This window comes from Deinococcus aquaticus, from assembly GCF_028622095.1.
GTDB classification, from domain to species: domain Bacteria; phylum Deinococcota; class Deinococci; order Deinococcales; family Deinococcaceae; genus Deinococcus; species Deinococcus aquaticus.
Map to the genome: position 1 here is coordinate 1,992,948 of NZ_CP115165.1, position 13,004 is coordinate 2,005,951.

Below are 13,004 nucleotides of genomic sequence, written 5' to 3' on the forward strand. Positions count from 1 at the left end.
TATGGCCCGTCCTGATTCCCGCCCCTCCCGCCGCCCGAAGGGGACGGTCCGCCTGCCCGCTGCGCCGCCCGGCCCGTCCGCGCCGCTTCCTACCGAGTTCCTGACCGGCCCGCGCGTGTTCGCGCAGCGGCTGGCCCCGACCGACCCGGTCGTGTGGCGGTACCTGGGCGTGGTGGTGCTCAGCGCGGTCCTGTCCGGCGTGGCGTACGCGGCGCTGGTGCGCCCCTCCGTGACCCTGGCGGCCGAGGTGGCGGGCGGCGCGTCCCCGCTGCTGGTGCACGTGACGAACGCCATTGGTGGGGCGTTCCTGGCGATGTTCACGTTCCTGCTGATGTGGCTGCTGGGCTGGCTGGGAGCCGGACGGCCGGGCCGGGCGGCCGAGGTGTACGGCGCGAGTTTCGCGCTGCTGCCGCCGCTGTACCTGCTCGTGACGGTCGTGGCGCTCTCTACGTCCCAGCAGGCGTGGCTGCCGGATGCGGGCGCACTGGCGCAGGCGGGGACCGACAGTCAGGCGGTGCAGCGGCTGGCACTGGCCGGACTGGCACGCACGCCCGCCGCGTTCCTGCTGCTGGCCGTGACGATGCTGGGCACAGCCGCGCAGTGCGCCCTGAGCTTCCCGGCGTTCCGTGAGTTGACCGGGCGGCCCGGCCGGGCGCTGCTGGGGGCGCTGCTGCCGCTCCTTCCGGCGCTGGCGGTGGGGTTCATCGCGCTGGCCCCGCTGCTGTTCCAGCGCTGAGCGCGGCAGCCAGGACAGAAGCGGGCAGGGCAGACAGGACAGAGGGGGCCGCCCGGCAACTGGGCAGCCCCCCCCCCTTCTGCCGTGCGGCCAGTCCGTCAGCCGAAGACGGACCGGGCGGGGTCCCACAGCCGCCACAGTTCGTACAGACCGATCAGCAGGTGCAGGATGACCTTGGCGGCCAGTCCGGCCAGCAGGCCGATCAGGGTGCCCCACGCGGCCCGCGCGGCGTCCAGTGGGGGCTTACGCACGACCAGCAGTTCCGCGATCAGCGCGCCAGCCAGCGGGCCGACGATCAGACCGAAGGGAATGAAGATACCGACCAGACCGCCGATCAGCGCGCCCCACACGGCCTGACGGCTCCCGCCGTACTTGCGGGCCCCCCACGCCGAGGCGAGGTTGTCGACCATGCTGATGGCGACCGTGATCAGCAGGAACGTCAGCAGAAACGGCAGGTCCGGCCACGGCTGGAATCCGTCGACCAGGGTCGCGGCGACGGACCCCAGGAAGATGATGATGGTGGCGGGCACGGCCGGCACGAACGTACCGATCATGCCGATCACCCAGGCAGCCAGGAAGATCAGGAAGGCAAGACTCACGCCGTACAGTACGCCGCGCGGCCCAGTGCCGTTCCTTCTTTCGGGGTTGTCGGGCCAGCAACAATGAAAGACCCCCACCGAAGTGGGGGCGTTTGGTTGCAGGGACAGGATTTGAACCTGCGACCTCCGGGTTATGAGCCCGACGAGCTACCAGACTGCTCTACCCTGCGTTACTCTGGTTAAACTTTCTGCGTCTGCGTCGCGGTTTCTTTCGTTGCCGTTCTCAGCGCTCAGGAATAGTACCTCGGGTTTCCGGAACTGTCAACATTGTGTCACGCTGCACGTTATTGCCGTGCTGCACGCGGGTCCGGTCGCGCACCCGCCGGCCGGTCCTGTTCGGGGGGAATCCCACCCCCCGCGCCCGCCGCGCCCGTTACCCTGAACCGCGTGACCGACGCCCCTTCCATCCCGCCAGCCGCCCCGGACACCAGTGCCGGCAGCGGCATCGAGCAGCGCAAACTGCGGCATATCGAGGCCTGCCTGCGCCTGGACAGCCAGTACGCCGCGCGCACCACCGGCCTGCACGGGGTGCCCTGGCCGTACCACGCTCTGCCGGAACTCGACCTGGACCGCGTGGACCTGCGCACTGGCTTCCTGGGCCGCCCCCTGAGCGCCCCGGTCCTGATCGGCGCGATGACCGGCGGGGCCGACGCGGCCGCGCGGATCAACCGGAACCTCGCCACGGCCGCGCAGCGCCTGGGCATCGGCATGATGCTCGGCTCGCAGCGCGTGATGCTGGAACGCCCGGCGGCCCGCGCCAGCTTCCTGGTGCGCGAGTGGGCGCCGGATATCCTGCTCGTCGGGAACCTGGGCGGCGCGCAGTTCCTGCTCGGCTACGACGGCACGCACGCCGCGCGGGCCGTGCAGGAGGTCGGGGCGGACGCGCTGGCCATTCACGTCAACCCGCTTCAGGAGGCGTTGCAGGCGGGCGGCGATACCAACTGGGCTGGCCTGACGGACCGGCTGGCGGCCCTGGTCCCCACGCTGCCGTTCCCGGTGATCCTGAAGGAGGTCGGGCACGGACTGGACCGCCGCACCGTGCAGGCCGTGGCGAGCGCAGGTTTCGCGGCGCTGGACGTGGCCGGTGCGGGCGGCACCAGCTGGGCGCGGGTCGAGCAGCTGGTGCACCACGGGCGGGTGCGCACGCCGGACCTGTGCGACCTGGGCATCCCGACCGCGCAGGCCATCCGTGACGCCCGGCAGGCCGCGCCGGGCACGCCACTGATCGCCTCGGGCGGCATCCGCACGGGCCTGGACGCCGCCCGCGCCCTCAGCCTCGGCGCGCAGGTGGTCGCCGTGGCCCGCCCGCTACTGGAACCCGCCCTGGACAGCGCGGACGCCGCCGAGGACTGGTTGCGGCAATTCATTCACGAGCTGCGGGTGGCGCTGTTCGTTGGTGGGTACTCGGGCCTGGACGACCTGCACGCCCGGCCACCCTCTGCCGGCTGAGGGCCAGTCGCTCCCCCGCGCTCAGCTGGTCGGGTCGGGCGGGCCGTCCTCGGGGTCGGTGTCCACGCTCTGTTCCTCAATGACGTTCAGGCGGCGCGTGGCGGGGTCGGTGGACACCACGCCGGCCACGGTGACGCTCAGGGCCGTGACCAGCAGCAGCAGCCGGGGCGTGTCCAGGTCCGGGACTGCCAGGGCCGCCGCCAGCACCCCGCCCAGCAGCAGGGCCAGCAGGCTGCGGTCCCGCCGGGTGCGCCGCGTGATGCGCAGGGCGTTCAGGCGCAGGAAGGCCAGGGACAGGAACGCCCCGGCCAGCGGGAACGTCAGCAGTTTCTGGTACGCGGCGTCCTCGGCCGGGTCGGCGCTGCCGAGGGTGTGGCCCAGGCCCACGCCCAGCGTGACCACGCTCAGCGTGAACGGCAGGTGCGCGTACAGCCACGCCAGCAGGTGCCGGATCTGCCCGGCGCGGCGGGTCTCAAGGAGCGGCAGCGTGCGCGCCTGCGAGAAGTACAGCTGCCACAGCGCCACGACGGTCAGGACGCCCCCCATGGCGGGCAGCAGCGTGGCGGGCGTCAGGGCCTGCTGGCGGCCCCCGCCGACGATCTCGGTCACGATGGCGCCCAGCGCGATGATCTGCAGCAGCCCGACGCGTTCAGGCAGGTGACCCGCGTGCGGCGGGGCGTGCTGGTGGCCACTGCGGATCAGCGGGGCGCGCAGCACGTCGACCAGCAGGGCGACCACCCACACGCTCAGCTGGGCGGCCCCGCCACCCGGCAGGAACGCCGAGGCGATCCACAGGGCGGCCGCCAGCGCGAACAGCCCCGCCATGTGCCGCGCGAACAGCGCCCGGCCCTCCACGCTGCCGTCCCCGGTGCCCCCGGCCCCCGACGGCACCTGATCGGCCGTGACCGTCCGGGACGCCCGCAGGTACAGGCCCGCCTGCAACAGGTGATTCACGGCGTACGCCAGGGCGAACCACGCGCCGGTGTCGCTCAGGTCGCCGCGCAGCGTCATGGCCAGCAGCGTCATGGTCAGCAGTTGCGCCAGCGTCACCAGCCGGTAGGTGCGCCGCTCGTTGCCGTAACGCGCCGCGAACAGGGTGTTGTTCGCCCAGGCCCACCACACCGCCGTGAACGTCAGGCCGAACACCAGCAGGTTCTCAGGACTGTGCGCGTCCCCCAGCCGCAGCGCCAGCTGATCGAACGCCACCACGAAAATCAGGTCGTAGAACAGTTCCAGCCACGTGACCCGCTGCGTCGGCTCGCCCTGAGCGTCCTCCCCGCCGTCCCCGCTGATCGGGCTGGTGCCGTCTGCGGCCCCGGCGGCGTCCGGGCCACCGGGCAGAGGTGCTTCGTGATCCCCGGAGGTCACCGAAGGCGACCGAGCGCCCGGCGGATCAGGCCGTCGGCACTCAGGTCCGCGTCGGCCGCCACCAGTTCGGCCACGACCGCCCGCACCTGCGCTTCCCGGAAGCCCAGCGCCAGCAGCGCGTCCACCGCGTCACGCCCAGCCGTGGTGGCCACGCGCGCCGGTTTCGCTCCCGCGCCGCCCGCCGCCGGGGCCGCCAGATGCTCGGGCACCTTGTTCTGCAATTCCAGGACCAGCCGCTCGGCGGTCTTCTTACCCACGCCGCTCACGCTGCTCAGGAGTTTCACGTCTCCGCCCAGCAGTCCGGCCGCCAGCGCACTAACCGGCATGGCCGACAGCATCGCCAGTCCCATGCGCGGTCCCACGCCGCTCACGCCGGTCAGCAGGTCGAACAGGCGCACGCTGTCGGCGTCCGCGAACCCGAACAGCAGTTGCGCGTCCTCACGCACGACGAAGCGGGTGTTCAGTTCGGTGGGCTGCCCGACCGTCATCTTCGCGAGCGTGCCTGCCGGGCACTGCACCTCGTAGCCCACGCCGCCCGTCACGACCACGGCGCTGGCATCCCGCACTTCCCGGACCACGCCGGACAGGTAAGCAATCATCCCCACCAGTGTACATTCCGCTCTGAACAGAAACAGCGGTGAGCGGCAGGTTCGCACCACCCCCCGCCCCGCGCGGCCCTCCGGTGTGCTGCACTGCGGGGCATGGTCACCCTGCGCCCCGCCCGCGAATCCGACCGCGCCGCTCTGCTCGGCATCTGCCTGCACACCGGCGACAGCGGCCAGGACGCCGCCCACCTGTACCGCGACCCGCTGCTGCTGGGGCAGGTGTACGCCGCGCCGTACCTGAGCTTCGCGCCGGACTTCGCCTTCGTGCTGGAGGACGCCCTGGGCGTGGGCGGGTACGTGCTGGGCGCGCCGGACACCGCCGCCTTCGAGGACACTCTGGAACGCGCGTGGTGGCCTGCGCTGCGCCGGGCGCATCCCGACCCGGCCGCCACGCCGGCGCCAGAGCGCACCCCGGACCAGCGGATCACGCACCTGATCCACCACCCGCCCCGCGCGCCGCGTGAGCTGCTGGCCGCGTACCCCTCGCACCTGCACATCGACCTGCTGCCCCGCGTGCAGGGAGGCGGACGGGGCCGCGCCCTGATGCACACGCTGCTGGGTGCGCTGCGGGCCGCCGGTTCGCCCGGCGTGCACCTGGGCGTCGGGGCGCGCAACGTGAACGCCCAGGGCTTCTACCGGCACCTGGGCTTCACGGAACTGACCCGCACGCCGGGCGCCGTCACGTTCGGTTTACGACTGCGTGGAACTTGACCGGAGTCCCTTATACGGATTCCGTCTGTTTCATTAACAACCCGGGACTACACCGGGTTGCCAACTCCACGCCCGGAACCCGTTTCTCTCCTGCTCACTCCGCTCGGGTTGAAAGTTCTTGCAAACCTTTCAACCGGAGTCTGCCTTACTCGGTGCGGTAGCGGGGCGTGACGATCTCCTCGCGCCCACCCAGGTCCACTTGCCTGAGCGTCAGCGCCGTGGTGGCCGGGATGGTGTACGCGTTGGCGGCGGCGTAGTTCACGGCGTACCCCATGTCCTGCAGGGTGCCCACGCTGACGCGGCTCAGGGGGTTGACGACACCGCTGTTCAGGTAGCCGGTCATCAGCTCGGTCCCGAAGGTCGTTTCACGCCAGTGGGCCCCGGCGGTGCCGCCCCCACCCTGGTTCTCAACCGGCACGGCACTCAGCGTGCCGCCCGCCGCGCGGTACTCGCGCAGGGCGTTGGAGCCGCTGTAGGTGGGGTTGGTCGTGCCCAGACCGCTGACCAGACCGAACCGTGACCACAGCGACCCGATGCCCAGCGAGTGCCCCAGTTCGTGCACGGCAATGTCGGCCAGTTGACTGCTGAACTGCGCGAGGTCGGCCGTGTCGAACACCAGCGTGGAGTAGGTGGTCAGGCCGGTGCTGCTGCGCACGCTGCACGGCCCGCTCTGTGCGAGGATGCCGCCGGGACCGTCGATGGTCCTGTTGCCCGTGAAGACCAGAATGTCGTCGATGGTGCCCCGGTAGGCGGCGTTGCTGCCACAGGCACCGGCGGGAATGTTCACGGTGGCGCTCGCCTGCCCCCGCGTGATGACGCCCTGCCAGCGGGTCGCGGCGGCCTGCATGGCGTTCATGACGGCCGCGTCGCTGCCGGTCGCGAAGTTCAGGGTGACGTTGTACGGTTCGGTGGCCTGCTCGCCCAGTGTGATTCTGGCGTAGGGGTCCACGGGCAGGTCCGCCACGTTGACGGTGCCGGGCGCCACGCTGGCCTGAAGGCCGCTCTGGAGGCTGGTCTGGGTGGTGCCGCAGGAGGCGAGCAGGGCGCTGAGGGTCAGCAGGGAAGCGGCAATGGGCAGGGAACGGCGCATGGGTGAACCTCCGGCACTGGGGGGGGTGACTGGCCGGGAACGGCCCCGGATGTCACGGGGTTCGGCGGCCGGAACGCGCGTGGCCGCCAGCGGGGAACGGTGGGCGGAGGATCACCCCGCCATGACCCAGCTTAGGCAGGGGCGCGGCGGCTGGATACCCGCCCCGGAAGGGACCCCCGGCGTGGGCAGCCCACTTCCGGCGCTCTTTAGAATGCTCATGCATGCTGCCAGATGCCTCTATCAGAAGAGGCCCCCGCCCTGGCCCCCCGGATTGGCGGGGGGCAGAGCGGGGGTCGGGTCAGCCGGGGGCAGGTCGGCTGGGGGCAGGTCAGCCAGCCCTGGCTGTTGGTGTGCGGCGCAGGCTGAAGGCCACCAGCGCGGCGCTCATCACGGCGGCCAGCAGCGCTCCCACCCGGAAGATCAGGCCCTCGTGGCCGGGGGCGCTGGTCAGCAGGACCGGGCTCAGGAACTGCCCCAGGAAGATGGCGCTGCTCATGCCGGCCGTGACCCGGCCGCGCCACGCGGGAGGCGTCAGGTCGGCCAGCCAGGTGTACAGGTTCGGGAAGACCAGCCCGCCGCCCGTGCCGCCCAGGATCAGGCCCAGCAGCGCGCCCGTGACGGTGTCCGCACCGGAAACGGTCAGCCATCCGGCGGCCAGCAGGATCAGGCCCAGCGCCGCCGTGCGCTGCGCGTGGAACCGCCCGGTGAACCGCGAGTACACCAGCGAGGTGATCGCGGCGACCAGCGTGAACGCGCCCAGCAGCAACCCGGTCACGGCGGGCGCGGCGCCCAGGGTGCGCAGCAGGAACGGTCCCTGGGTGGGCATCAGGTAGAACACGATCATGTACCCGACCGACAGGGCGTAGATCACGCCGATGCTGGCCCAGCGGGGCCTGGAGTCCTGCGCGCTGTCGGTCGGCAGCGGGGCTGGCAGGCCCCCGGCCAGACGCAGGGTCAGGGGGATCAGCAGCAGCGCGATCAGGTACAGCGCGAACGGGGCGCGCCACGACGCGGCGGCCAGCAGGCCTCCCAGCGGCATCAGGACCGCGCCGCCGAAGTTGCCGAACGCCGCCTGCTGACTCAGGAACTTCCCGCGTGCCGGGCCGCTGAACAGGTCGTTCACGAGCGCACCGGCGGCCGTCATGGTGCCGGCCACGGCCAGTCCCAGCACGATCCGCCCGGCCAGCAGGGAACCGATGGAGTCCGCGATCAGGCCCGCGCCGCCACCCAGGGCGTACAGGGCCAGTGAGGCCAGCAGGACCGGGCGGCGGCCGTAGCGGTCGGCCAGCACGCCGCTGAGCGGAGCGGTCAGCGCGATGACCAGTCCCACGATGGTCAGGGACAGCTTGACCAGGAACGCGGCGTTCGGGACGTCCGCGAAGTGCGCCTGCATGGCGGGCAGGGCCGGAGCGATGGTCGCGCCGGACATGATGGTCAGGGTCGAGAGCAGCAGCAGGGTCAGCTGGGTCAGGCGGTCGGGTGCGGCGCCCGAGGTCGGCGCGGGTGGGTGGGCGGAGGCGAGCACGGTGGGTCGGGTGGCAGGCACGGACATGCCCGCATAGTAACTTTATTTTATCAAGTGCCATGAGGATTAAACCTTCAGTTGAGGCAGGCCAGATGGCCTATCCGTTCCACCTTGCCCGCCCGGTACAGTGAATGCATGCCGCACCGACCCCGCTGCGCCGCCCCCAGCTCCCCGCCGGCCCCCGGACGGCGAATGCCGGGCCGCGCCGCCTGAACGCAGCGCCCACGCCGGGCTGACCGAGTGCGCGCCGCCGGGCCACCCTCAACCCCCACTGCGACACCTTTTTCCGGTGCTCCGCCCTTCCGCAGCGCCTCGCAGGGCTGCTGGGAACCTGCCAGGAAGCTCTGGGGGACCGGGAGGGGGACCGGCGCGCAGCCGCAGGGTTGGTGGACTGGACCGCATGACCGACCCGCAAAATTCCGTATTCTGACAGGGTTGCCCGACCCTCCTCTCATCAGGGTGCCGGTCGGGAAGGAAGGGAAATCATGAGTCAAGCAGCATCCACCCCGTTTTTCATCACGGCCGCCATCGATTACGCCAACGGCGCCCCACATATCGGGCACGTGTACGAGAAGATCCTGACCGACGCCATCGCCCGCTACCAGCGCCTCGCGGGCCGCCCCGTGACGTTCGTCATGGGTACCGACGAGCACGGCGAGAAGATCAGCAAGGCCGCCGCCAAGGCCGGCGTGACCCCCCAGGAACTGGTCGACGATCTCTCCGAGCGCGCCTTCCAGGGCCTGTGGAAGAACCTGGGCATCAGCTACGACGAGTTCGTGCGCACCACCTCCGCGCGCCACAAGCGCTTCGTGCAGGAAATCCTCCAGCGCGTGTACGACGCCGGCGACATCTACTTCGCCGAGTACGAGGGCCTGTATTCGGTGGGCGCTGAACGCTACGTCACCGAGAAGGAACTCGTCGAGAACCCCGACGGCGTCCGCCGGTTCCCTGGCGACAAGGACCCCCCCGAACTGCGGCGCGAGGCGAACTACTTCTTTAACATGGAAAAGTACCAGCCGTGGCTGCTGGAATACCTCCAGACGCACCCCGACCTGATCCAGCCCGCCGGGTACCGCAACGAAGTTCTGGAAATGCTGAAAGAACCCATCGGGCCGCTCAGCATCAGCCGCCCCAAAAACCGCGTGCCCTGGGGCGTCGAACTGCCCTGGGACGCCGACCACGTCACGTACGTGTGGTTCGACGCGCTGCTCAGCTACCTTACGCCGCTCGTCAGTAACGGCCAGGACGCCAGTGTCAGCGGCACCGCCTGGCACGTGATCGGCAAGGACATCCTCAAGCCGCACGCCGTGTTCTGGCCCACCATGCTGCGCGCCGCCGGGCTGCCCATGTACCGCCGGCTGGTCGTGCACAGCCACATCCTCGCCGAGGACGGCCGCAAGATGGGCAAGAGCCTCGGGAACGCCATCGACCCCGAAGCGCTCGTCTCGGAGTACTCCATCGACGCGATCCGCTACACCCTGCTGCGCGAGGCGACCCTCAGCGCCGACAGCCCCTACGGCGAGGGTATCCTGATCTCGCGCCTGAACAGCGACCTCGCCAACGACCTGGGCAACCTGCTCTCACGTACCATCAGCATGATCCAGAAGTACCGGGGCGGCGTTGTCCCCGCCGCGCAGGACCTCGCGGACCGCGACCGGAGCATCGAGGCGGCCGCGCTGGCCCTGCCCACCCAGATCCTGGCGCTGGTCGATGACCTGAAGATCAACATGGCCATCGAGGCCGCCATGAACTTCGTGCGGGACCTCAACCGCTACATCGCCGAGAGTGCGCCGTGGAACCTCGCCAAGAGCGACGACACCCAGCGCCGCCTGGATACCGTGCTGTACACCGCCGCCGAGGGCCTGCGCGTCGCCAGCGTCGCCCTGGAAGCCGTGATTCCCACCAAGGCCCGCGAACTGCGCGCCCAGCTGGGACTGGCCGGGCAGACCTACGCCCTGGCGCCCGCCTGGGGCCTGACGCCCGCCGGAACGCGCGTGGTGGGCGGCCCGATCCTGTTCCCGAAACCCGAACCGAAAGAAGTCCCCACCCCTGCCCCGGGCGCCCCGAAACCCGGCAAGAAAGAGAAACCCATGACCCAGACTGCCCCCGAAACGGCCACCCCCACTGCTCCGGCCAACGTTGCTGCCCCCGTAACTCCGGCCCCCGCCGAGAACCTGATCAGCATCGACGACTTCGCCCGCATCGACCTGCGCGTCGCGGAAGTGCTGGCTGCCGAGGCCGTCGCCAAGGCCGACAAGCTCCTGAAACTCACGGTGAAACTCGGTGACGAGACCCGCACGGTCGTCAGCGGCATCCGCCAGTGGTTCGAACCCGAGGCGCTCGTGGGCCGCAAGGTCATCCTGGTCGCCAACCTGAAACCCGCCAAGCTACGCGGTATCGAGTCGCAGGGCATGATCCTCGCCGCCGAGGACGACCAGGGCAACCTGGACCTGATCGGCACCGGCCTGGACCTGCCCAGCGGCACCCGCGTCCGCTGACCCGCAGCCCCCATCTGTAAGACTCCTCCAACCCCGCCCGGCCCCGTGCCCGGCGGGGTTGACTGTTCCCCGGGCCAGCAGGCTGACCGGCCCGTCACTTGCGCCGGCGCGGGGCAGGCTAGACTGACCGCATGCCGTTTGTCGTGGTCTCTGGCCTGTCCGGAAGTGGAAAAAGCACCGTCCTGCGCACCCTGGAGGACGCCGGGTTCTTCATCACGGACAACCTGCCCCCGGAACTGTGGGGGGCCATGCACGACCTCGTGGAGGCGCGTGGCCTGGACCGCGTGGCGATCAGTACCGATGCCCGCACCCGCCACTTCCTGGACGCCCTGGAAGCCAGTTACATGCGCCTGTCCCGCCGCCGCGAGGACCTGCGCGTCCTGTTCCTCGAGGCGAACGCGGACGTGCTGCTCAAGCGCTATAACTTCACGCGCCGCGAACACCCGCTGGGTGAGAACCTGATGCTGGACTTCGCGCGGGAACGCGAACTGCTCGCCCCGCTGCGAGCCATCGCTGACACCGTCATCGACACCACCGACCTGAGCGCCAAGGACCTGGGCAACCGCGTGCTGCAACTGTTCCGGCTGGAACAGGACTTCCACCTGCGCCTGATGTCCTTCGGGTTCAAGCACGCGCCCCCCCGTGACGTGGACATGATCCTCGACGTGCGCTCGCTGCCCAACCCGTACTACGACCCCGCCCTGCGCCCCAAGACCGGCCTGGACGCCGAGGTGGCCGCCTACGCCTTCGCCGGGCAGGACTCCGAGACGTTCTACGCGGAGCTGCGTGACTTCGTACGGGTCGCTGCCGAGCGCGCCCGCGCCACGGGCCGCCACGGGTACACGGTCGGGATCGGCTGCACCGGCGGGCAGCACCGCAGCGTGGCCGTCACCGCCCGCCTCGCCGGGGACCTGAAAGACCTGAACGTGGACGTCATGGACCACCGCGACATGAAGGTCGGCGAGCACGGGTGAGTGACCCGCCCCTCTCGCAACTGGACGCCCGGCCGCGAGAACCCGCCCCGGCCGAGCCGCCCCTCTCGCGCCGTGAGCGCCTGAAACCGGGACTGCACCGCCGCAGCCGCCGCGCCCGCATGTGGATGGCCCCCGGCATCGGCGTGAAACGCTGGCTGACCCTGTTCGTGATCTGCACCCTGCTGGGCGGGGTGGGCGTGCTGCACTTCACCTGGACCGGCCCGCTGCACTTCGCGGCGACCCGCTGGATCCTGTGGGTGAACGCCCTGGTCACCCCGGAACTGATGCCGCTGTACACGGGCGGCGCGGCCATCATGCTGCTCGCGCTGACCGGGGCGCTGTGGAGCATCATGATGCTCAACCGCTCGGTCCTGCGGGGCATGGGCACCGCCCCGGAAACCACGGTGGACGTGCTGTACGAACGCCGGAACCTGGCGCGCGGCCCGCACCTCGTCACGCTGGGCGGCGGGACCGGCATGTCTAACCTGCTCTCGGGCCTGCGCGCGCACACCGGGAACACCACGGCCATCGTGACCGTCTCGGACGACGGGGGCAGCAGCGGCCGCCTGCGCGAGGCGCTGGACATGGTCGCGCCCGGCGACCTGACCGACTGCTACGCCGCCCTGAGCGACAGCCCCGTCATGGCCCGCCTGCTGCTGCACCGCTTCCAGCGCGGCGAGGGCCTGGAAGGACACACCTTCGGGAACCTGCTGCTGGCCACGCTCAGCGAGGAGCAGGGCGGCCTGAGCGCCGCCATGAAGGACATTCACGAGGTGCTGCGCATCCGCGGGAAGGTCTACCCGGCCACCACGCGCCCCGCCACGCTGGTCGCGCACCTCAGTGACGGGCGCGTGATTCGCGGTGAAAGTCAGTTCGCGCCGCAGGTGGGGGAGGCCACCATCACACGGGTCACCCTGGACCCCCCGGACCTGCCGACCCTGCCCGAGGTACTGGCCGCCATCCACAGCGCCGAGCAGATCATCCTGGGACCCGGCAGCCTGTACACCAGCATCATTCCGGCGCTGCTGGTGCCCGGCATCGCCCGCGCCGTGCGCGAGTCGGGCGCTCCGCTGGTGTACGTGGCGAGCCTGATGACCGAACCCGGCGAGACCGACGACCTGACCCTTGAAGGGCACGTGCAGGCCATCACCCAGCACCTGGGCCGCACGCCGGACTGCGTGCTCGTGAACAACGCCATGCCACCCGCCGACGTGACTGAACGGTACGCCGCCGAGGGCGCGCACCTGCTGACCCTGCAAGGTGCCAGCCGGGACCTGCGGGGCCGCTGCGTGCTGCACCCGCTGCTGCAACCCGGTCAGGCCCGGCACGACCCGCACGCGCTGGCGCAGGCTCTGCTGCAAGTCGCGCCCCGGCGCACGGTCGGCTGAACCGGCCCGGCGCTGCCTACTCCGCGCCGTCACGCGGGCCGGGCCGCGCTGCTACGCTCGG

At 70.9% G+C, this 13,004-nt stretch carries 11 protein-coding genes and 1 tRNA gene; 6 read left to right on the top strand and 6 right to left on the bottom strand.

The genetic code is table 11. From position 1 onward, the window contains the following. The first annotated feature begins 1 nt into the window (after position 1). Positions 2 to 736, top strand: a complete 735-nt coding sequence (locus M8445_RS09630; protein ID WP_273987558.1) for a hypothetical protein — start codon at positions 2 to 4, stop codon at positions 734 to 736. 98 nt (positions 737 to 834) lie between these two features. Here the strand turns inward: M8445_RS09630 and M8445_RS09635 are convergent, their stop codons facing one another. Next, entirely contained in the window at positions 835 to 1,335 is a 501-nt protein-coding gene (locus M8445_RS09635; protein ID WP_273987559.1) for a DUF456 domain-containing protein, read from the bottom strand. Positions 1,336 to 1,428: 93 nt separating this feature from the next. Further along, positions 1,429 to 1,505 (bottom strand) — tRNA-Met (locus tag M8445_RS09640). A 217-nt stretch (positions 1,506 to 1,722) separates the two neighbouring features. Between M8445_RS09640 and fni the strand changes: the two genes are divergently transcribed. After that, complete coding sequence (gene fni, locus M8445_RS09645; RefSeq protein WP_273987560.1) at positions 1,723 to 2,784, top strand: type 2 isopentenyl-diphosphate Delta-isomerase; 1,062 nt, start codon at positions 1,723 to 1,725, stop codon at positions 2,782 to 2,784. A gap of 21 nt (positions 2,785 to 2,805) precedes the next feature. Here the strand turns inward: fni and M8445_RS09650 are convergent, their stop codons facing one another. Both M8445_RS09650 and ruvA read right to left on the bottom strand, forming a co-directional pair. Continuing rightward, positions 2,806 to 4,152 (bottom strand): low temperature requirement protein A, encoded by a 1,347-nt coding sequence (locus tag M8445_RS09650; RefSeq protein WP_273987561.1) that lies wholly within the window; start codon positions 4,150 to 4,152, stop codon positions 2,806 to 2,808. Further along, on the bottom strand, positions 4,149 to 4,751 hold the full coding sequence (ruvA, locus tag M8445_RS09655; protein ID WP_273987562.1) for a Holliday junction branch migration protein RuvA: 603 nt from the start codon (positions 4,749 to 4,751) through the stop codon (positions 4,149 to 4,151). Before ruvA ends, M8445_RS09650 begins: the two co-directional genes overlap by 4 nt. 102 nt (positions 4,752 to 4,853) lie before the next feature. Between ruvA and M8445_RS09660 the strand changes: the two genes are divergently transcribed. Then, complete coding sequence (locus M8445_RS09660) at positions 4,854 to 5,468, top strand: GNAT family N-acetyltransferase (protein ID WP_273987563.1); 615 nt, start codon at positions 4,854 to 4,856, stop codon at positions 5,466 to 5,468. A gap of 145 nt (positions 5,469 to 5,613) precedes the next feature. On the opposite strand, the gene M8445_RS09665 is transcribed toward M8445_RS09660, so the two are convergent. Both M8445_RS09665 and M8445_RS09670 read right to left on the bottom strand, forming a co-directional pair. Beyond that, positions 5,614 to 6,558 carry a leishmanolysin-related zinc metalloendopeptidase gene (locus M8445_RS09665; protein WP_273987564.1) on the bottom strand — a complete coding sequence of 315 codons (945 nt, stop codon included), beginning with the start codon at positions 6,556 to 6,558 and terminating at the stop codon, positions 5,614 to 5,616. A 328-nt stretch (positions 6,559 to 6,886) separates the two neighbouring features. Beyond that, positions 6,887 to 8,110, bottom strand: a complete 1,224-nt coding sequence (locus tag M8445_RS09670) for an MFS transporter (protein ID WP_273987565.1) — start codon at positions 8,108 to 8,110, stop codon at positions 6,887 to 6,889. Positions 8,111 to 8,568: 458 nt separating this feature from the next. Here M8445_RS09670 and metG point away from each other — a divergent pair, with 458 nt between their 5' ends. From metG to M8445_RS09685, 3 genes are all read left to right on the top strand, one after another. After that, on the top strand, positions 8,569 to 10,581 hold the full coding sequence (gene metG / locus M8445_RS09675; RefSeq protein WP_273987566.1) for a methionine--tRNA ligase: 2,013 nt from the start codon (positions 8,569 to 8,571) through the stop codon (positions 10,579 to 10,581). A gap of 131 nt (positions 10,582 to 10,712) precedes the next feature. Continuing rightward, positions 10,713 to 11,555: an RNase adapter RapZ gene (gene rapZ, locus M8445_RS09680; RefSeq protein WP_273987567.1), complete on the top strand. Its 843-nt coding sequence runs from the start codon at positions 10,713 to 10,715 to the stop codon at positions 11,553 to 11,555. After that, entirely contained in the window at positions 11,552 to 12,943 is a 1,392-nt protein-coding gene (locus M8445_RS09685) for a gluconeogenesis factor YvcK family protein (RefSeq protein ID WP_337961590.1), read from the top strand. The genes rapZ and M8445_RS09685 overlap by 4 nt, the downstream gene beginning before the upstream one ends. The last annotated feature ends 61 nt before the right edge of the window (positions 12,944 to 13,004 follow it).